Source organism: Stenotrophomonas terrae, assembly GCF_001431465.1.
GTDB classification, from domain to species: domain Bacteria; phylum Pseudomonadota; class Gammaproteobacteria; order Xanthomonadales; family Xanthomonadaceae; genus Stenotrophomonas; species Stenotrophomonas terrae.
Window position 1 is genome coordinate 63,450 of record NZ_LDJJ01000010.1, and the last position, 20,649, is coordinate 84,098.

Sequence of the window (20,649 nt, forward strand, 5' to 3'; positions counted from 1 at the left end):
GCAGGAACTTCCGATGTCCGCCGTCGCCCACGCTGTCGCTACGCCGCAGTCCGCCCCCCGCCCGACCCCGGGCATCACCCTGACCACCCAGCTTGCCGGCCAGTCCGCGCTGCTGCCGGCCGGCGTGCTGGGCCTGCTTGTATCGCTGCACCGTGCGGTCGAGCCGGGTCGCCAGGCCCGTTTGGCCGCCCGCCGCGAGCGGCAGGCCTTCTTCGACCAGGGCGGCCTGCCGGACTTCCGCACCGATACCCGCGCCATCCGTGAAGAGGACTGGAGCGTGGCGCCGATTCCGGCCGCGCTGCAGGATCGCCGCGTCGAGATCACCGGCCCCACCGACCCGAAGATGGTCATCAACGCGCTGAACTCCGGCGCCAAGGTGTTCATGGCCGACTTCGAGGATTCGACCTCGCCGACCTGGCGCAACGTGCTGGCCGGCCAGCAGACGATGAAGGCGGCGGTGCGCGGTGACCTGGACTTCACCGCGCCGGCCACCGCCAAGGGCCCGGGCAAGCACTACACGCTGCGCCCGGCTGACGAGCAGGCCGTGCTGATCGTGCGCCCGCGTGGCTGGCATCTGGACGAGAAGCACGTGCTGATCGATGGCCAGCCGATTGCCGGTGGCCTGTTCGACGCGGCGCTGTTCGCCTTCCACAACGCGCAGACCCTGATGGACAAGGACCGCGGCCCGTACTTCTACCTGCCCAAGCTGCAGTCGATGGAAGAGGCGGCGCTGTGGGAGACTGCGCTGTCGCATATCGAGGGCATGCTCGGCCTGCCGCATGGGCAGATCAAGGTCACCGTGCTGATCGAGACGCTGCCGGCGGTGTTCGAGATGGACGAGATCCTGCATGCGCTGCGCGAGCGCATCGTCGGCCTGAACTGCGGCCGCTGGGACTATATCTTTTCCTACCTGAAGACCTTCCGCCGGCACGCCGACAAGGTGTTGCCCGAGCGCGGCCAGGTGACCATGACCCAGCCGTTCCTGAAGGCGTACTCGGAGCTGCTGATCAAGACCTGCCACCGCCGCGGTGCGCATGCGATGGGCGGCATGGCTGCGCAGATCCCGATCAACAACGACGCCGCCGCCAATGAGCAGGCGATGGCGCGGGTTCGCGCCGACAAGCTGCGCGAAGTCACTGCCGGGCATGACGGCACCTGGGTGGCGCACCCGGCGCTGATCCCGGTGGCGCGGGCGATCTTCGACGAGCATATGCCCGGTGCCAACCAGCACAACGTGCTGCGCCGTGATGTGCAGGTCAGCCGTGGTGACCTGATCGCGCCGTGCAGCGGCACCGTCACCCGCGCAGGCTTCGAGAACAACGTTGAAGTCTGCGTGCGCTACCTGGCCGCCTGGCTGGACGGTAACGGCTGCGTGCCCATCCACAACCTGATGGAAGACGCCGCCACCGCCGAGATCAGCCGTAGCCAGATCTGGCAGTGGCTGCACGCCGGCAACCAGCACCTGGACGACGGCACCGCGATCGATTTCGCCCTGTTGGCAGCCACCCTGCGCGCGCTGCCGACGCGGCTGGGCGATACCTCCGCGCTGCCAGGTGGCGGCCGCATCACCCAGGCCATTGGCCTGCTCGACCAACTCAGCCGCGCTGATGAGCTGGCCGAGTTCCTGACCTTGCCGGCCTACCGGCAGATCGATTGACCCTCCCCTTGGCACCGACTATTTCTTTCGAGGACGACACGATGAGCACCTACCAGCAACAGATCGACGCCCTGCAGCAGGACTGGGACAGCAACCCGCGTTGGAAGGGTTTGGAGCGCACCTACAGCGCCGCCGACGTGGTGCGCCTGCGCGGCAGCGTGCAGCCGGAACATACCCTGGCCAAGCGCGGCGCCGAGCGCCTGTGGGAGCTGGTCAATGGCAGCTCGAAGAAGGGCTACGTCAACGCCTTCGGTGCGATCAGCGCCGGCCAGGCCATGCAGCAGGCCAAGGCCGGGCTGGAAGCGGTGTACCTGTCCGGCTGGCAGGTGGCGGCCGATGGCAACACCTCCGAAACCATGTACCCGGACCAGTCGCTGTATGCCTACGACTCGGTGCCGACCATGGTCCGCCGCATCAACAACACCTTCCAGCGCGCCGATGAAATCCAGTGGAAGAACATCATCGACGGCAAGGTCAAGGCCGAGGACGCGATCGATTTCTTCCTGCCGATCGTTGCCGATGGCGAGGCTGGCTTCGGCGGCGTGTTGAACGCCTATGAGCTGATGAAGAACATGATCGTGGCCGGCGCCGCCGCGGTGCACTTCGAGGACCAGCTGGCGGCGGTGAAGAAATGCGGCCATATGGGTGGCAAGGTGCTGGTGCCGACCCAGGAGGCGATCCAGAAGCTGTCGGCCGCGCGCCTGGCTGCCGACGTGCTGGGTGTGCCGACCATCGTGCTGGCCCGTACCGACGCCGAAGCCGCCAACCTGCTGACCAGCGACTTCGACCCGAACGACACCCCGTTCATCACCGGCCAGCGCACCGCCGAAGGCTTCTACAAGGTCAAGAACGGCTTGGAGCAGGCGATCAGCCGCGGCGTGGCCTATGCCCCGCATGCCGACCTGGTGTGGTGTGAAACCGGCACCCCGGACCTGGGCTTCGCCCGCGAATTCGCCCAGGCCGTGCATGCCGCCAGCCCCGGCAAGCTGCTGTCCTACAACTGCTCGCCCTCGTTCAACTGGAAGAAGAACCTGGACGACAAGACCATCGCCAGGTTCCAGGACGAGCTGGCCGCCTTGGGCTACAAGTACCAGTTCATCACCCTGGCGGGCATCCACATCAACTGGTTCAACACCTTCAAGTTCGCCCACGACTACGCCCGCGGCGAGGGCATGCGCCACTACGTGGAGCAGGTGCAGGAACCGGAATTCGCCGCCCGTGAAAAGGGCTATACCTTCGTCTCGCACCAGCAGGAAGTGGGCGCGGGCTACTTCGACGATGTGACCACGGTGATCCAGGGCGGCGCGTCCAGTGTGACCGCGCTGACCGGCTCCACCGAGGAGGAGCAGTTCCAGGCTGAAAAGGCTGCCTGAGGGCGCTTATAAGGTCGTTTCAAAGGGGCTCTTACGAGCCCCTTCTTTTTTGCGCCCGGGTCCAGCCAAAAATGCCTGTGTGGGTCACAAAACCATTAATTTTGGTGATAGGCTCGTGAGATTACTCGTCTGCCATGACGAGCAGTCCATGAGGCAGGGAATGAGCGGCATGGGAACAGGGGGTCTGGCACTGGAGTCTGAACTTCCCGCCGCTGCGTCGGCCGGGGGGGCCGTACTGCGTGCGCAATTGTCACCGGTGGAATTTGCACTGTTTGCCCAGTACGGCGTCCGCCGCACGCTGCAGGCCGACCAGGTGCTGTTCCGCCGTGGCGATCTGGGCAGCTCGATGTTCATCATTGTCAGTGGCACCGTCAGCCTGGACTTCGGCGCCGGCCTGGCGCCCAAGCCCATGGGCTGCAACGACTTCTTTGGCGAGCTCGGCCTGTTGATCGAGCGCCACCCGCGTTCCTGTGATGCGCGCGCCAACTGCGACAGCGTGCTGCTGGAAATCACCCATGCCAACTTCCACCGCCTGATCGACCAGGATCCGGCGATGGTGGTGTTCTTCCTGCGCCGGACCCTGTCGCGGGTGGTGTCCAGCGAACAACGCCTGATCGCCCAGCTCAGTCGCCGCAACCACGAGCTGGAAACCGCGCTCGGCAATCTCTACAGCGCCAACCACGAGCTGCACCACACCCGTGAGCTGGTCTATGGCGATGACCTGACCGGGCTCAGCAACCGGCGTGCGCTTACCGCCTACCTGCAGAAATCACACCGTTCCGGTCACCGCCCGCGCGGCCTGTTGCTGATCGACTGCGACGACTTCAAGGGTTTGAACGACTCTTACGGTCACCTGGCTGGCGATCATGCGCTGCAGTGCTTCGGCCGCATCTTGGCTTCGGTGACCGGCAAGGACGATATCGCCTGCCGGCTGGGTGGCGATGAGTTCTGCGTGCTGCTGATGGACGCCGATGCCGAGAGCCTGCCGCGCACTGCCGATTTCGTGCTCGAAGCGGTACGCCACCTGATCGCCTACCCGGGCGCAACGGTGGGCGCCTGCTCACTCAGCATCGGCATGGTGTTGATCAATGAAGACCATCACTGGAACGATTCGTATTCCCGTGCCGACCAGGCCCTGTACGAGGCCAAGCGCGAAGGTGGCAATCGCGCGCATTGGTGGCAGGGCTGATCCGATGACCGCGGCTTGCCCGGTGTAGTGCATGACCAACGAGACTGACGCGCTCTCATCCGATCGCCAGCTCAAGACGCTGGTGCTGACCGATCTTTGTGATTCGGTGGCACTGACGGCGCGGATTGGCGATGCGGCAGCGGCTGAACTGTTCCGGACCCTGGACGTGCGCGCACTGCAGCTGCTGCAGCGCTGGAAGGGGCAGTTGATCGACCGCTCCGATGGCATGTTCCTGCTGTTTGACGTGCCTGCGCAGGGGCTTGGTTTTGCCCTGGATTACCTGGACGCGTTGGCGGAGATAGGCAAGCAACGGGAGCTGCCGCTGCAGGCACGGGTCGGCATCCATGTCGGCGATGTGTTGTTCTGGCGCAACGATGAGGATGCGGTTGCGGCCGGCGCCAAACCGCTGGATGTGGAAGGCGTGGCCAAGCCCACTGCCGCCCGCTTGATGGCGCTGGCGCGACCCAATCAGATTCTATTGTCGGCGGTTGCCGAAGCCTTGTTGCGTCCGAGCCAGCGAGAATTGGGCGAACGCGGTGCACACCTGCAATGGAAATCGCACGGGCGCTGGTACTTCAAGGGCCTGCCGACGCTGCAGGAAGTGTTCGAAGTGGGCGTAGCCGGCAACGCACCGTTGCGCATGCCCGCGCGTTCCAACAAAGCCTGGCGACGCCTGCCATTGTGGCGGCGGCCGGTGGCGCTGGTCGCCGAGTTGCTGTTGGTGGTTGCGGTGGGGGCGATGGCGTGGATATTGGTACGCCCTGAGCCGGCGATCGCTTTTGCCGAGCGCGATTGGGTGGTGTTGGGAGACGTCAATAATCTGACCGATAACCAGCTCCTGGGTGACGGCTTGAATCGTGCGTTTCGTATCGGCCTGGAGCAATCGCGCTATGTGAACATCCTGAGCGAGCTCAAGGCGCGCGATACCTTGACCCGGATGCTGTTGCCCGAGGGGAGCGCGATTGATCGAGTGACGGCATCCGGTATTGCGGTGCGTGAGGGCGCGCGTGCAGTGCTGATACCTGTGGTGCGCGAGTCGAGTGGAAAGCTGCAGGTATCGGTGGACGTGGTTGAACCCGAGTCCGGCAGGGTTGTTTATACGGTGCATTCCAGTGGCATTGGAACGTCCACAGTGTTGCAATCGATGGACGATGTCATCGGGCAACTGCGTGGTCGTCTGGGTGAGGCACTTGCCGATGTGGAGAAGTCCTCCGCTCCGCTGCCAAAGGTAGCTACCGCCAATCTTGACGCATTGCATGCCTATGCCGCCGCGCAAGCTGCCTATGCAAGCGGCGAGGCAGAAAAATCAATTCAGTACTTTGATGTGGCGACGCGCGTCGATAGTGGCTTCGCCATGGCGCGTCTTGGCAAGATGCGCGCGCTGGTCAATCTCGGTAGATACGAAGAGGCACGCCACGAGCTTGAGTCGGCGGCGGAGTTTCGTAGCCGTTTGACGACGCGTGAGGCGCTTTACATGGATGCATGGAGCGCCGACCTGCTTTCGGGAAGTGATAGTGAGGCGTTCCAGGCATGGGCAGTGCTGGCTGAACTGTATCCGGATCATCAGGGCGCCAGCGTCAACGCCGCGGCTGCGGCACTATTGTTGGGGCGCTATACAGAAGCTGCGAAGTTCGCCTCCAGGGCTGATATTCCTCAAAGTGGACAGCGGGGTGGCGTTCTGCGGTTGTTGGGCCGGATCCGTTTGGCGCAGGACCAGGTTGATGCGGCGCTGCTGCTGCTGCGTGACCCGGATGCGCTTCCAGCTGCTGGCATGAGTCGCTATCTGGTGACCGCGATGGCGGCCAGCGGGGACAAAAATGGCGCGCACGAGGTGCTGCGCTTGCTTCCAACCGGGGATCCTGGGCTCAAGTTGGATGCGGCTGCGCTTGCTTTGGACCAGGGACGGAATGCGGATGCGTTATCCATTTCGGAAGCGGCAGCTGCGGCTTGTCCAGGATCGTCCTTCATGTGTGATTTCATGCACGTTGCCGGCTTGGTGACCAAGGCTGCAGCTGGTAGCTGTGCCTCAAGCAGGGAAGTTGGGCGGATACTTGATCGTGTCGTACAAGGACGTGGTGACGGAGATGCAGGAGATGCCTCCGGGCGGCGTTTTCTCGCTGGTGCTGCCATCTACGCGGCCCAGCGCATGGGCAGCGGTATCAATGTCACGGAGAAGCTGCCATTGCTGAAGCGTGCTGCACGAGAGTCCAATGACGCATCAGCACTTCGAATTATTGAGTTGGTCGAAATCAATCAGCTGAGGATGTCTGGTGACGCGGCAGGGGCTGTCGCGCGGCTTCAGCCCTTGGTCAACGGCGAAGAGCTATTCCAGGTGCACAGTTTGCTGGCTCAGGCATATGCCGATGCGGGGGACAAGGGTGGGCAACAGCGTGAAGCGTCCTGGATGCAAAAACATCGCGGGCGCGCCTATGCCGAGTGGATAGGATCCGCGCCCTTGCAGGCTTTGAATGTCAGGGACAGTCTGGGGACGCCGTTGGCCGGAGGATGCCTGCGGCCAACGGCAGAAAAATCAATTCTGCGGTGACTTCGGCTCTGCCGCAAACATGTAAGGCTGATAGAACAGGCCGCGTTCGGTCAGCTCGGATGCAATAAGAAGTTTGGTCGAAGAAAGCTTCTCTGCTGATGCCAGGCGGCCAGGTACTTTGCACAGTTTTCCGGCTTCAGCGGCCTCAGCGCTGACCTTGAGCAACGCGGTTGCAGGATCCTGTTCAAACTGCGAGCGGAAGTCTTCGTCGCTGATCAGTAAGTCAAGGAGCTTGATCGCGTCGAGGTGTGAAAGCGGGCTCTTTTCATTGGATGTCATGGAGCGACCTCGGTTGATGGTGATATCACAAAGAATGACGATGGCTGGCTTGCGTTAACAACGGATTGGTAGCGGCAGCATGGAGGCTAACTTTAGGTGGGGCCCGGGCGTTTGAATCCAGTCTGCTTGGTGCCCGTGTTCGAGCGTATGTCACGCGTTGCCGCTGGTCGACTCATGCGAGTTGAATGATTTGACACTCTATCCAAAGCGAAGGAAAAGTGAGCATGCATCTGGTCATGATGGGAAAGTCACCACTGAGCTTTATCGACGCGACGAAGCTGATGGATCTGTTGACGTCCGATGAGGGTTTTCGCGAGACTTTCCAACGGTGTCCATCGGAAGCCATGCTGAGGATCAGTCCAGAGGCAGCGGCCGCCACAAGCCACTGTTCAATGCCGGGAAATATCGCTTCCATTGAAGTGCTTTCCAGTACGAGAGATCGAATGATGGAGTCTCTGACGTCAAGCAGCATCTTTTCGATCGCGTTCTGTTTCGTTGATGGAGCGCCTGAGCGGAAGCTTGCAGCTGTTGCCTGAGTTCCGATGGCGGCACCATGGGCGTAGTCCGGTGTTGCTTTGTCGCAGCAACTTGCCAGAATGCCGCGTTCGCTATCCAGTTTGGAGCTGGCGAACCGAGGTGTTTCGTTGGCTGAAGTTGTTAAAGACGCAAGAAGCGAAAGAAGAGAACCAATGAAGTATCGTCGTTGTCATGCAGTCGCTGTTCTTCCGGAAGAGCAGACAGTGTTCTCATTGGAGTCGCTGATATCCGGAGGCGATGGTATCGAGTACGAGCGTCGTATTCGTATCTATGCCGCACATCTGGATGCTATATGCACGTTGGAGCTGCCAGCATGTATGTTGCTGCTTGAGAGCAGTGCCGAGGAATGGGCGCCAATGCCGGAAGATCCAGAGCGCGGTGCACTGGTAGCGCACTTGGTTGAACTCGGGTTGTTGATGTTGGATGAAGAGCCTGACGATAGCGCAGTCGAGTCCGATCGTCACATCCGCAACAACCATTGGTGGCCGCTATCAGCCATTCATTACCGGCACTCCAGGTGGGATGGAATAGATAGCGTCGGTGAGATGGAAAGCAATCAGATGCTCACCGCACAGGATCTTGTGCGTAAGCTTGGCGCACCACCGCCAGAGGCGCCGTCCAGGCAACCTGGAGCTGTCGCATTGCCGCGTCTGCCTGATGATGCTGTGTGCATGTTGCCGGCGCAGCGGGTCACCTGTAGGAACTTCGACCGTTCGCGCGCGCTATCTTTGAGTTTGCTCGCAGAAATGCTGCAGAGCGTACTGATGGCCCAGGCGGTGGTTGAGAGCGGATACGACGCGCGGTTCCTGAAAAAGAATGTTCCCTCAGGTGGAGGCTTGCATCCTTTGGAGGCTTACATCATCGCCCGTGATGTCGAAGGACTGGCGCCAGGCATCTATCACTATCATGCAGTTGCTCACGAACTCGCGCGGATTGCAGCGCAGCCGGCTGATCTGGATGGCTTCTCGCAGCGCCTGCTTGCTGGACAGCACTGGTTTGTCAACGCCCCGGTGATGGTTGTGCTGGTGTGTCGCTTCGAGCGCAACTTCTGGAAGTACCGCAGGCATGTAAAGGCCTATCGCGCTGTAACCCTGGATGCTGGGCATATATCTCAAGCCTTTTATACTGCGGCAACCGAACGCGGCTTGGGCGCGTTTGTGACAGCTGCCATCAACGAAGTTGAGATGGAACAGGCACTGGCATTGGATCCGATGGAGCAAGGGACTCTGGCTGCGTGCGGATTCGGCTGGCGCGCCCCGGTAATGAGCATGGCGGAACTGGATCCTGCTCAGCATGTCTGGAGGAGCGCGCCGGCTGCTTGATAGCGGGTGCTCGCGTTGTTGACGTAGCTCAGTCCGCCTCGAAATCCACCAGCACTGCGCCATCGGCCACCTGATCGCCGGCCTTGGCGCGGAAGCCGTGCACGGTGCCGTCGGCTGGCGCCTGCAGGGTGTGCTCCATCTTCATCGCCTCCATCACCAGCAGCGGCGTGCCGCGACTGACCGTGCTGCCCGGCTGCACAAGCAGGGTGACGACGCGGCCGGGCATCGGTGCCAGCAGGCTGCCACCGTGATCGTTGCTGCTATCGGCTTCGGCGACCGGGTCATGGATGTTGAAGCGCTGTTGCTGTTCGGTGCCGAACACATACAGCGTATTGCCTTCGCGGATCGCCTGGCCGCGCTGCAGACGCTGGCCAAGCTGCAGGGCGTAGTCGTCGTTGTCAGCCTTGCCGACAAGCTCGATCAGCGCGTCGCCGAGCCGTACCTGCCAGCCCTTGGCGGTGTCGCGGACGTGCAGTTGCTGGCGCTGCTCCAGATGTTCGAGCGTCACCGCCCGTGCCGCCGGTCCGGTAAGCCGCCAGCTGTCGGCGATTGCCCAGGGTGAAGCGTCACCACTGCGTGGCTGCTCGCTGCTGACGGCAAGCACGGCGGCCAAAGCCCAGTCTTCGTCACTCGCCGCGATGTGATGGATATCCAGCGCCTCACGCTCGCGCTCGATCAAGGCGGTATCGAGGTTGGCGCTGCGGAAAGAACCGGTCAGTACCAGCCGGCGCAGGAAGGCGGCATTGGTGGTCACGCCGACCACCTGGCATTGCGCCAAGGCCTGCTGCATGCGCTGCAGGGCGCTGTCGCGGTCCACGTCCCAGACGATCAGCTTGGCGATCATCGGATCGTAGTACGGAGTAATTGCGTCGCCCTGCTCAACACCTGCATCCACACGCACATGGGCGCTGGGCTGTGGCAGGCGCAGATGGCGCAGGGTGCCAGTGGAGGGCAGGAAGCCGCGGTCGGCGTCTTCGGCATACAGGCGCGCTTCGATCGCGTGACCGTGGATCTGCAGCTGCTGCTGGGTCTTTGGTAGCGGCTGGCCTGCGGCCACACGCAGCTGCCATTCAACCAGATCGGTGCCGGTGATCAGTTCGGTGACCGGGTGCTCAACCTGCAGGCGGGTGTTCATTTCCATGAAATAGAAATCGCCATCCGGCCCGGCAATGAACTCCACCGTACCCGCGCCGACATAGCCAACCGCACGCGCCGCATCGGTAGCGGCCTTGCCCATCGCAGCGCGGCGTTCAGAGGTCATGCCGGGCGCGGGGGCTTCTTCCAGCACCTTCTGGTGACGGCGCTGCACCGAGCAGTCGCGTTCGAACAGATAGACCACGTCACCGTGACTGTCGCCGAACACCTGGATCTCGATATGACGCGGACGCTCGACGTACTTTTCCACCAGCACATGCGCATTGCCGAACGATGCCTGCGCCTCGCGCTGACAGCTGGCCAGCGCAGCTTCGAAATCGGCGCTGGCCTCGACCTTGCGCATGCCCTTGCCACCACCACCGGCGCTGGCCTTGATCAACACCGGATAGCCAATCGCGTCGGCCTGCGCCCGCAGAAACGCCGGCTCCTGCCGCTCACCGTGGTAACCCGGCGTCAGTGGCACGTTGGCCGTCTGCATCAGCGCCTTGGCCGAACTCTTGTCGCCCATCGCATCGATGGCACTGGCCGGCGGCCCGATGAAGACGATGCCGGCCGCATCACAGGCACGCGCGAAGCCCGCGTTCTCGGAAAGAAAGCCATAACCCGGATGAATGGCCTGCGCACCGCTGCGCCGCGCAGCATCGAGAATGACCTCGGCGCGCAGATAGCTCTCGGCAGCCGGCGCTGCACCAATATGGATGGCCTCGTCAGCCAGCCGCACATGCCGCGCATTGCGATCAGCATCCGAGTACACCGCGACGGTAGCGATGCCAAGGCGACGGCAGGTGGCAATAACGCGGCAGGCGATTTCACCGCGATTGGCGATCAGGATCTTGTTGAACATTGTCTTATCCACGATGTGCCGCGCGGGCAGGGAAGGAGCCGAGGGCTTTCGCCGTTGCTGTTGCGGTTGCTCTTGCTCTTGCATTGGTTGTACGGGCCCCTTCCGCAGCGACGGAGCCGGTCGGAAATACCCGAAGGGCGACGTGCAAGGATGCACGTCGTTTTTCCCCACGACAGGGATGTCGTGTCGAAAAATCCCATCGGTGGAGTGAACCCGGCGCGCGCAGCGTGCTGGGCGCGGAGGCAGGGTGTGCTTGACCAGCTATTCGGCTGTTGAACAAGCGCTTCTTTTGGTTACTTCTTCTTTGCACAAGCAAAGAAAAGTGACTCGCTCCCCGTAGGGGAGTGAAAGCTCTTGTTCCTGGCATTGTCTTGAGAGGAGACTGCATGTGCATCACATACGGAACACACCAAACCGTGTGTCCTGCACCGGCGCATTGAGACTTGCCGCCAGCGCCAAACCAAGAATGCGGCGCGTATCAGCCGGATCAATCACCCCGTCATCCCACAACCGCGCACTCGCGTAATACGGATGCCCCTGCTGCTCGAACTGATCACGGATAGGCTGCTTGAACGCATCCTCTTCCTCGGCCGACCACGCACCACCCTTGGCCTCGATACCATCGCGCTTGACCGTGGCCAACACACTGGCCGCCTGCTCACCGCCCATCACCCCGATGCGCGCATTCGGCCACATCCAAAGGAAGTGCGGCGAATAGGCCCGCCCGCACATGCCGTAGTTGCCAGCACCGAATGAACCGCCAATCACCACCGTGTACTTGGGCACCCGCGCATTGGCCACCGCCATGACGAGCTTTGCACCGTCCTTGGCAATGCCGCCGTGCTCGTACTTGCGGCCGACCATGAAGCCGGTGATGTTCTGCAGGAACAGCAGCGGGATGTTGCGCTGGCAGCACAGCTCGATGAAGTGCGCGCCCTTGAGCGCCGACTCCGAGAACAGGATGCCGTTGTTGGCAATGATGCCGACCGGATGACCGTGCACATGGGCAAAGCCGGTGACCAGGGTGTTGCCGTAACGCGGCTTGAACTCATCGAAGCGCGAACCGTCGACGATGCGTGCGATCACCTCGCGCACGTCGTAGGGCTTGCGCGTGTCGCTGGGAATCACTCCGTACAGTTCCTGCGCATCGAACAAGGGTGCCTCGCTTGCCTGCAGCGCAACACCTGCATCCGGCTTGCGCCAGTTCAAATTGGCGATGATGGCGCGCACCCGTGCCAGCGCCTGCAGGTCGTTGTCGGCCATGTGGTCAGCCACGCCGGAGATGCGCGTATGCACATCGGCACCGCCCAGTTCTTCGGCGCTGACCACCTCGCCGGTCGCCGCCTTCACCAGCGGCGGGCCGCCGAGGAAGATGGTGCCTTGCTCCTTGACGATGACGGTTTCATCGCTCATCGCCGGCACATAGGCGCCGCCTGCGGTGCAGCTGCCCATCACGCAGGCGATCTGCGGAATGCCCTGCGCCGACAGATTGGCCTGGTTGTAGAAGATGCGGCCGAAATGATCACGGTCGGGGAAGACTTCATCCTGCAGCGGCAGGAAGGCACCACCGGAGTCGACCAGATAGATGCAGGGCAGGCGGTTCTGCTGGGCAATTTCCTGCGCGCGCAGATGCTTCTTGACCGTGACCGGATAGTAGGTGCCGCCTTTGACGGTGGCATCGTTGGCGACGATCAGGCATTCCACCCCGGACACGCGACCAATACCGGCAACCATGCCGGCACCGGGCACCGGATCGGCGTACATGCCGTGCGCGGCCAGCGGTGCAACTTCCAGGAAGGCGCTGCCCGGATCGAGCAGAGCATCGATGCGCTCGCGCACCAGCAGCTTGCCGCGCGCGGTGTGCTTGGCCCGGGCAGCATCGCTGCCGCCGCGGGCGGTGGCGTCGAGGGTTTTACGCAGATCATCGACCTGCAGCTGCATCGTGGCGCGGTTGGCTTCGAAGCTGTCACTGCCGGGTTGCAGCTGGGAGGTGAGTATGGTCATGGCGGCCAGGTCCTGGGTTTTTATCTTCCCTTCTCCCTTTGGGAGAAGGTGCCCCGGAGGGGCGGATGAGGGTAAGTGCGAAGCACTGCGAACATAAGGTTCTGCAGTGGCTTCGCCGCTAGCCCTCACCCCAACCCCTCTCCCGGAGGGAGAGGGGCTCAAGCGGATTCATGCGGTCTTCTGGAACAACTCCCGCCCGATCAGCATGCGGCGGATTTCCGAAGTGCCCGCGCCAATTTCATACAGCTTGGCATCGCGCCACAAACGGCCGGCCGGGTACTCGTTGATATAGCCATTGCCGCCAAGGATCTGGATGGCTTCGCCCGCCGCCCAGGTCGCCTTCTCGGCCGAATACAGGATGGCACCGGCGGCGTCCTGGCGGGTGGTGCGGCCCTGGTCGCAGGCCTTGGCCACCGCATATACATAGGCGCGGCAAGCATTGAGGCCCACATACATATCGGCCAGCTTGGCCTGGATCAGCTGGAAAGTGCCGATCGCTTCGCCAAATTGCTTGCGCTCGTGCACGTAGGGCAGCACCACATCCAACGCCGCCGACATCAAACCCAGCGGGCCGCCGGACAAGACCACGCGTTCGAAGTCCAGCCCGGACATCAGCACCTTGACCCCACCACCAACGCTGCCCAGCACGTTCTCGGCCGGCACTTCGCAATCCTGGAACACCAGCTCGCAGGTGTTGGACGAGCGCATGCCGAGCTTGTCCAGCTTCTGCGCGGTGGAGAAACCCTTCATGCCCTTTTCGATGATGAAGGCGGTGATGCCGCGCGAGCCGGCGTCCGGGTCGGTCTTGGCATAGACGATCAGCACGTCGGCATCGGGACCGTTGGTGATCCACATCTTGTTGCCGTTGAGCACGTAGTGATCGCCGCGCTGCTCGGCGCGCAGCTTCATCGACACCACATCCGACCCTGCGCCCGGTTCGCTCATCGCCAGCGCACCGACGTGTTCGCCGCTGCACAGCTTGGGCAGGTATTTGTGCTTCTGCGCCTCGCTGGCATTCTTGCGCAGCTGGTTGAGGCAGAGGTTGGAGTGCGCGCCATAGGACAGGCCGATGCCACCGGAGGCGCGCGAGATCTCCTCCATCGCCACCACATGTGCCAGGTAACCCATGCCGCTGCCGCCGTATTCTTCTTCCACGGTCATGCCCAGCAGGCCTTGTTCGCCGAGCAGGCGCCAGAGCTGGTTGGGGAAGTGGTTGCTGGCGTCGGCTTCGGCAGCGAGCGGGGCGATGTGCGCGGCGGCAAACTGCGCCACGCTCTCGCGCAGCATGTCGATTTCTTCGCCCAGATCAAAGGACAGGGTAGGGACGTGCATGACTGGCTCCGGTACGGCGTGGCAATAGGGGTCGCACCGGGATGGGGTGACGGGCAGGCCGTCGGCACGGGCGTTTGCCCGCAGCCTAGCGGCTCCCGGGTAAAAAGTGAATACAAATTCAAAAATTGAACATAGAATCAACAAATGGCTTACAAGCGCTCGGAATTGATGGAAAAACGGCTGGCGGGCAACCGCGAGCGGATCTTGGTGGCGGCCCGCCGGCTGGTCGCAGCCGGTGGCTACAGGAATGCGCCGATCACCGCGGTGGCAGCCGAGGCGGGGGTGTCTACCGGCCTGATTTACCGGCATTTCCCGTCCAAGGCCGAGCTGTTCGTGGAGGTGCTGACCTTCGCCGTGGAGCACGAGCTGGAGATCCTGGCCGCCATCGCCGGCGAGCCCTTGCCGGCACCGCAGCGCCTGCAGCGGGCGGTGGCCTCGTTCGTGCGCCGTGCCATGGCCGGCCCCGGGCTGGCCTATGCCTTCATCGCCGAGCCGGTGGACCCGGAAGTGGAAGCCGAACGTATCCGTTGCCGGCGTCTGTTCGGCGATGTGTTCAAGCGCATTCTCGAAGACGGCGTGCGCGCAGGCGAGCTGCCGGCGCAGGATCTGGACATCAGCGCTGCCTGCATCGTCGGTGCCTTCACCGAAGCACTGGTCGGCCCCACCGCGCCCAGCCGTGATGGCCTGCGCGATGGCGAACACTTGGTCACTGCAATCAGCGCACTGTGCCTGCGCGCTGCAGGTGCCACGCTGTCGCACTGAGTGCCTGCAGCGGCGTCGGATGGTGCGATGCCGCAGATGTGCGCATGTTGAAGGGCATTGCGGGGGCGGGCGGACGCTGGTCTATACTCGCCCAGCAGCTGCTGGTCCACCGACAACTCGCCCGGGGTGATGAGACGTGCGGAATTACGACCTTGAATTTCTGAAGCGCTTTTCCATCGTGATCGCCATCCTGGCCATCATCACGATTGGCTTGATCATCTTCGCGTCTTTCCTGCAGCACGCCATTCCCAAGGAAGTCTCGCCGACCGCGACCAAGCGCATCGAGCAGCGCATCGCGCCGATCGGTGCGGTATACGCCGGCGCTACCGGTGCCTCTGCGCAGGCCGCCGCCTCCGCTGCGGCCGCCGCTGCAGCTGCAGCCAGCGGCGCCTACGGCGGCACCCTGGACGGCAAGACCATCTTCGACAACCTGTGCACCGCCTGCCATACCAGTGGCGTCGGCAACGCCCCCACGCTGGACCACAGCCATTGGGACAAGCGTCTGGCGCAGGGCAAGGACACCCTCTACAAGCACGCCATCGAGGGCTATACCGGTCCGGACGGCGGCATCATGCCGCCCAAGGGTGGCAATGCCGGGCTCAGCGAGGAGCAGATCCACGCCGCCGTGGATTGGATGACCTCCAATCTGAAATAGAAAGCCGCCAGACTCACGCAGCTGGCAACCGACCCGATTGCTGCAGAATAGCCAGCGCCGCCCGAGCAGGGCGGCGCTTCTGTTTCCGTCTTTCCCGGAGTGCGTCCATGCGTTGTACCCGTACCCTGCTTGCCCTGGCCTTGGCTGCCGCTTGTTCCGGCGCGGCGCTGGCAGCCCCTTCCAAGCCCGTCGTGCTGCCGATCGGCAGCGTGCAGGGCGCCACCGAGCGCAGCCCCTACGCGGGCAAGACCGTCACCATCGAGGGCGCAGTGACTGCCGACATGCGCGATGGGCTGGGTGGCATCTTCGTGCAGGACGCCGGTGACGGCGATAGCAACACCTCCGACGCCGTATTCGTGCGCGTGTCCAAGGAACAGGCGCTGCAGGTAGGGCAATGGCTGCGCATCACCGGTACCGTCGAAGAGCAGGCCGCCGGCAAGAGCGAGCAGAGCCTGACCACGCTGCAGGCGCAGAACATCCAGCCGGCCACCGCGCGGCCGCTGCCGGCAGCGCTGGTGTTGAGCGAGGCGCCGGCCAACTGGGAGGCGCTGGAAGGGATGCAGGTGCGCATTCCTGGCGGGCTGACCCTGGCCGGGCAGGACCAGCTGTCGCGTTACGGCGAGCTGACCGCGGCCTTCGGTGGCCGCCTGTGGCAGCCCAGCGAAGTGGCCGCCGCCGGCAGCCCCGAGCAGGCGGCGGTGATCGCCGACAACAACCGCCGCCGGCTGCGTTTGGATGATGCCAACGGCAAGCGCGAGCCGGGCGCGGTGTCCTATCTGCCGGCGCAGGCGCTGCTGCGCAGCGGCGCCCAGCTGCGCGACGTGCAGGGCATCGTCGACCAGCGTTTTGACGGTGGCTACCGGCTGCAGCTGACCGCGCCGCTGCAGGTGGATGCAGAGCGCCCGCAGCAGGCGCCGAGCGTACCGGGCGGCCTGCGTATTGCCGCCTTCAACCTGGAGAACTATTTCAATGGTGACGGCAAGGGGGGCGGCTATCCGACCCTGCGCGGCGCCAAGACCGCCGAGCAGCAGGCCGCACAGCAGGCCAAGCTGATCACCACCATCGGCAGCCTCAATGCCGACGTCGCCGCGCTGATGGAACTGGAGAACGACGGCTACGGCCCGGGTTCGGCGATCGATCAGCTGGTGCGTGCGCTCAATGCGGCGCAGGGCAAGGACGGCGACTGGCGCTTTGTCGATGCCGGCCAAGGCCCCGGCGACAATCCGATCCGCGTCGGCATCATCTACCGCGCTTCAAAAGTAAGCCCGCTCGGCAAGCCGGCGGTGCTGGAGCGCGAACCCTTCGGTGAGCGCAGCCGCGTACCGCTGGCGCAGGCCTTCCGCATGGGCCGCAAGGGCACGCCGTTCGTGGTGGTGGCCAACCACTTCAAGTCCAAGGGCTGCTCGGAAGCAAGCGGCGCCGATGCGGATCGCAATGATGGCCAGGGCTGCTGGAATGCGACCCGGGTCGAGTCGGCCAAACTCTTGCACACCTGGTTGCAGGGCGACCCCACCGGCAGCGGCAGCCGCGACGCGGTGTTGCTGGGCGACTTCAACGCCTATGCGATGGAAGACCCGATCCGCACCTTGAATGCCGACGGTTGGCAGGATGCGTTCAAGGTGGCCGGCGTGCAGCAGCCTTACAGCTATGTCTACAACGGCCTGACCGGCCGCCTCGATCATGCCTTGTTGAGCCCTGGCATGGCCGCGCGGCTGAAGGGCGCAGCCGAGTGGCATATCAATGCCGATGAGGCCGACGAGATGGGTTACCAGGGCCGCAACGTGCCGGGTCCGTGGCGCAGCTCGGATCATGATCCGCTGTTGCTGGGATTTGAGCCTTGATGGCAGGAAGTTGAGGGTAGGAGCCAGGAACGAGTGGTGATTCTGGCGACGTGTTCGTTTTCGCTGGCTTGATGGAAGTGCCAGGAGAGGGTGAGCAGATGGGCTTTGCCCCCTCTCCCCTTGCGGGAGAGGGTTGGGGAGAGGGGTAGCTCTTCGCAGGCAACCTTACTCAAGCAAGCGGCTACGCCGCCCCCTCTCCTGCCTTCGGCATCCTCTCCCACAAGGGGATAGGAGAAGATCCGCAGCTGCAGTCCCTCAAAGTGTCCCGCGTGCAATCAAGGCAATCGCCAGCACCGCCAATGCCAGACCCACGCGGTTCCACATGCTGGTCTTCTCACCGAACACCAGCACGCCGACCAGTGCGCCCAGGCACACCACACCGATATTCATGCTGGCAAAGATCGTTGCCGGGCTATCCGGCAGCGCCTGGTGCGCGCGCACGTAGAACAGGATGTTGCCGAAGTTGAGCAGGCCGAGCAGCAGGCCGTAAACCAGATTGGCCGGGGTCAGCTGGCTGCGGCCGCTGAGATGCCGTTGCAACTGCCAGCCCAGCATCAGTACGAAGGCGATGCCGAAGCTCACCAGCAGCGCGGCAGTGGAAGGCGTCCCGGCCGCAGCCACCTGCTTCAGCAGGATGTCGATCAAGGCAAAGCCTGCCCAGACCCCAAGCAACCAGCGCCAGCCTTGTGTCGCAGCGGCCTTGCCGTCGCCGCTGCGCGCGCTCACGCCAACAATGGCCAGCAGGCCCAGCCCGAGGCCGGCCAGCTTCCAGCCATTGGCCTGTTCGCCGAACAGCAGGAAGGCGGCCGCCAGCGACAGCAGCAGGGACAGCCGCTGGGCCACGTCGCTGCGCACGATGCCGGCCTCGCGCACCGCGCCGGCCAGCACCAGGAAGATGCCGGGCAAGGCCACGGCCAGGCCAAGCAGGGCCAGCCACGGTGTATGCGCGCTCTGCAACGACTGCAGCGAAGGTTTGAGCAACAACAGCGACAGCACCGTGGCGGCCAGATAGTTCCAGGTCACCGCCTGGGGGATGTCGATGCCTTGGCGCGGCGCCAGTTTCAGCAGCACCGATACCAGAACGCTGCAGATCACACTCAGGACAAGGAAATGCATGGATTTGGACAGTTGTGAAGGGCAGGCGTGAAGCCGCCGGACGGGGCCGCTATTATGGCCGCATGCAAACTCTCCCATTCCCCCACGAATCGGCGACGCTGATGTTGGACGGCCCGGCCGGTCCTCTGGAAGTCGGTGTCGACCTGCCTGATGGCGAGGCCGCTGCCCGTCCCATCATCGCGGTCATCTGCCACCCGCTGTCCATCGAGGGCGGCAGCATGCACAACAAGGTGGTCACCATGGTCTCGCGCGCGCTGCGCGACCTGGGCATCACCACCGTGCGTTTCAACTTCCGCAGCGTCGGCGCCTCGGCCGGTACCTACGACAACGGTGAAGGCGAAGCCGACGACCTGCGCGCGGTGGTCAACTGGGTGCGCAGTGAGCGCCCGGACGCCGCGCTGTGGTTGGCCGGCTTCAGCTTCGGCGCCTATGTGTCGCTGCGTGCCGCCGCACAACTGCAGCCGCAGGCGCTGATCTCGATCGCGCCGCCGGTTGGCCGCCGCACCTGGGATTTCTCCGAAGTACAGCCGCCGGCCAACTGGTTGGTGGTGCAGGGCGATGCCGACGAGGTCGTGGATGCACACAGCGTGTACCAATGGCTGGAGTCGCTGCCCAATCCGCCGCAGCTGGTGCGCATGCCCGATACCTCGCATTTCTTCCACCGCAAGTTGATCGACCTGCGTGGCGCGATCCAGCATGAAGTGCGGCGTTGGCTGCCCGACGGCAGCAACTGAGCATGGATGCAATGACCCCCTCACAACGCTACGCCGCCGGCGTGGCCCGCGGCGACTGGCGCGATGATGTTGCCCAGCATGCGGCCCTGGCCGAACTGGACCGCATCCACCTGGCCATCGTCGACAGCGCGCAGGAAGGCTGGCTGGACCGGCTGTCGGCGTTCTGGAAGAAGCCCGAGCCGGTAAAGGGGCTGTACTTCTGGGGTGGCGTAGGCCGCGGCAAGACCTTCCTGGTCGACCTGTTCTACGACGGCCTGCCGATCGAGCAGAAGTACCGCACCCACTTCCATCGCTTCATGCGCGGCATCCATGAGCAGCTGCACCTGCATCAGGGGCAGAGCGATCCGTTGGCCAAGATTGCCCAGCAGTGGCGCGACAAGCTGCGCGTGCTGGTGCTGGATGAGTTCTTCGTCACCGACATTGGTGATGCGATGTTGTTGGGGCGGCTGCTGGAGCGCCTGTTCGCCGAGGGCGTGACCCTGGTGACCACGTCCAATACCGCGGTTGAAAACCTCTACCTCAACGGCCTGCAACGCGACAGCTTCCTGCCGGCCATTGCGCTGCTGCAGAAGCATTGCGTCGAGCTGTACGCCGAAGGCACCGAGGACTACCGCATGCGCGCGCTGACCCGCTCGCCGGTGTACCGCGCACCGCTGGATGAAGACAGCGATGCCTGGTTGGCCGGGCGCTGGAAGGAGCTGAGCGGTGCCGAGGAGGCACGTGGCGGCAATATCCAGATCGAAGGCCGCAAGATCCCGGTGCGTGGCCGCGGCAAGAGCATCGCCTGGTTCGATTTCGCCGCCCTGTGCGAAGGCCCGCGCGGTCCTGCGGACTACATCGAGATCGCGCGTGAGTTCACCACGGTGCTGCTGGGTGGCATCCCGCATTTCGATCGCATGAACGAAGACGCGGCACGTCGTTTCGTCAACCTGATCGACGAGCTGTACGACCGCCAGGTCAACCTGGTCTGCACCGCGCAGGACGCACCGCCCCTGCTGTACAGCGGTACCCGCCTGGCCGGCGCCTTCGAACGCACCGCCAGCCGCCTGATCGAGATGCAGAGCGCCGAGTACCTGGGCACCGCCCACCGCCACTGAGCCGGTAGTGCCGAGCCATGCTCGGCAAGCAAGCCCCTGTAGTGCCGAGCCATGCTCGGCAAGGGGCATTCCCGATAAAGCATCCCTGTAGTGCCGAGCCATGCTCGGCAATGGGCATTACCGGGAATGCTTCTGCCGAGCATGGCTCGGCACTACCATGGGCTATCGGTAAAGCCTCTGCCGAGCATGGCTCGGCACTACGGAGTG

Annotated in this window: 16 protein-coding genes; 11 read left to right on the plus strand and 5 right to left on the minus strand. The window is 63.7% G+C overall.

The annotated features are described in order from the left end of the window. Nucleotides 1-13 precede the first annotated feature (13 nt). From aceB to ABB27_RS04230, 4 genes are all read left to right on the plus strand, one after another. Entirely contained in the window at nucleotides 14-1,657 is a 1,644-nt protein-coding gene (aceB, locus tag ABB27_RS04215; protein ID WP_057626982.1) for a malate synthase A, read from the plus strand. Between the two features lie 41 nt (nucleotides 1,658-1,698). Then, nucleotides 1,699-3,030: an isocitrate lyase gene (gene aceA, locus ABB27_RS04220; protein ID WP_057626983.1), complete on the plus strand. Its 1,332-nt coding sequence runs from the start codon at nucleotides 1,699-1,701 to the stop codon at nucleotides 3,028-3,030. A 256-nt stretch (nucleotides 3,031-3,286) separates the two neighbouring features. Continuing rightward, entirely contained in the window at nucleotides 3,287-4,219 is a 933-nt protein-coding gene (locus tag ABB27_RS04225) for a GGDEF domain-containing protein (RefSeq protein ID WP_244479132.1), read from the plus strand. A 31-nt stretch (nucleotides 4,220-4,250) separates the two neighbouring features. Further along, complete coding sequence (locus ABB27_RS04230) at nucleotides 4,251-6,764, plus strand: putative peptide modification system cyclase (protein WP_057626984.1); 2,514 nt, start codon at nucleotides 4,251-4,253, stop codon at nucleotides 6,762-6,764. Here the strand turns inward: ABB27_RS04230 and ABB27_RS04235 are convergent. Then, nucleotides 6,750-7,043 carry an NHLP-related RiPP peptide gene (locus ABB27_RS04235; RefSeq protein ID WP_057626985.1) on the minus strand — a complete coding sequence of 98 codons (294 nt, stop codon included), beginning with the start codon at nucleotides 7,041-7,043 and terminating at the stop codon, nucleotides 6,750-6,752. The two genes, ABB27_RS04230 and ABB27_RS04235, sit on opposite strands and share 15 nt — an antisense overlap. A 224-nt stretch (nucleotides 7,044-7,267) precedes the next feature. Between ABB27_RS04235 and ABB27_RS19230 the strand changes: the two genes are divergently transcribed. Both ABB27_RS19230 and ABB27_RS04245 read left to right on the plus strand, forming a co-directional pair. After that, complete coding sequence (locus ABB27_RS19230; protein WP_083491138.1) at nucleotides 7,268-7,579, plus strand: NHLP-related RiPP peptide; 312 nt, start codon at nucleotides 7,268-7,270, stop codon at nucleotides 7,577-7,579. A 153-nt stretch (nucleotides 7,580-7,732) separates the two neighbouring features. After that, entirely contained in the window at nucleotides 7,733-8,902 is a 1,170-nt protein-coding gene (locus tag ABB27_RS04245) for a putative peptide maturation dehydrogenase (protein ID WP_083491139.1), read from the plus strand. A 28-nt stretch (nucleotides 8,903-8,930) separates the two neighbouring features. On the opposite strand, the gene ABB27_RS04250 is transcribed toward ABB27_RS04245, so the two are convergent. The 3 genes from ABB27_RS04250 to ABB27_RS04260 form a co-directional block, all read right to left on the minus strand. Next, entirely contained in the window at nucleotides 8,931-10,901 is a 1,971-nt protein-coding gene (locus ABB27_RS04250; protein ID WP_057626987.1) for an acetyl/propionyl/methylcrotonyl-CoA carboxylase subunit alpha, read from the minus strand. A gap of 393 nt (nucleotides 10,902-11,294) precedes the next feature. Continuing rightward, a complete protein-coding gene (locus ABB27_RS04255; RefSeq protein WP_057626988.1) occupies nucleotides 11,295-12,905 on the minus strand; it encodes a carboxyl transferase domain-containing protein in 1,611 nt (536 codons plus the stop codon). Nucleotides 12,906-13,073: 168 nt separating this feature from the next. Continuing rightward, nucleotides 13,074-14,237, minus strand: coding sequence for an isovaleryl-CoA dehydrogenase (locus ABB27_RS04260; RefSeq protein WP_057626989.1), 1,164 nt, complete (start codon nucleotides 14,235-14,237; stop codon nucleotides 13,074-13,076). A 144-nt stretch (nucleotides 14,238-14,381) separates the two neighbouring features. Here ABB27_RS04260 and ABB27_RS04265 point away from each other — a divergent pair, with 144 nt between their 5' ends. The 3 genes from ABB27_RS04265 (at nucleotide 14,382) to ABB27_RS04275 (ending at nucleotide 17,495) form a co-directional block, all read left to right on the plus strand. Then, a complete protein-coding gene (locus ABB27_RS04265) occupies nucleotides 14,382-14,999 on the plus strand; it encodes a TetR/AcrR family transcriptional regulator (protein WP_057626990.1) in 618 nt (205 codons plus the stop codon). A 136-nt stretch (nucleotides 15,000-15,135) separates the two neighbouring features. Next, nucleotides 15,136-15,654 (plus strand): c-type cytochrome, encoded by a 519-nt coding sequence (locus tag ABB27_RS04270; RefSeq protein WP_057626991.1) that lies wholly within the window; start codon nucleotides 15,136-15,138, stop codon nucleotides 15,652-15,654. 107 nt (nucleotides 15,655-15,761) lie between these two features. After that, a complete protein-coding gene (locus tag ABB27_RS04275; protein WP_057626992.1) occupies nucleotides 15,762-17,495 on the plus strand; it encodes an ExeM/NucH family extracellular endonuclease in 1,734 nt (577 codons plus the stop codon). Nucleotides 17,496-17,750: 255 nt separating this feature from the next. On the opposite strand, the gene ABB27_RS04280 is transcribed toward ABB27_RS04275, so the two are convergent. Continuing rightward, nucleotides 17,751-18,611 carry an EamA family transporter gene (locus tag ABB27_RS04280; RefSeq protein ID WP_057626993.1) on the minus strand — a complete coding sequence of 287 codons (861 nt, stop codon included), beginning with the start codon at nucleotides 18,609-18,611 and terminating at the stop codon, nucleotides 17,751-17,753. A gap of 62 nt (nucleotides 18,612-18,673) precedes the next feature. Between ABB27_RS04280 and ABB27_RS04285 the strand changes: the two genes are divergently transcribed. Next, complete coding sequence (locus ABB27_RS04285; RefSeq protein WP_057627047.1) at nucleotides 18,674-19,345, plus strand: alpha/beta hydrolase; 672 nt, start codon at nucleotides 18,674-18,676, stop codon at nucleotides 19,343-19,345. Nucleotides 19,346-19,347: 2 nt separating this feature from the next. Next, complete coding sequence (zapE, locus tag ABB27_RS04290) at nucleotides 19,348-20,442, plus strand: cell division protein ZapE (protein WP_057626994.1); 1,095 nt, start codon at nucleotides 19,348-19,350, stop codon at nucleotides 20,440-20,442. Nucleotides 20,443-20,649 lie beyond the last annotated feature (207 nt).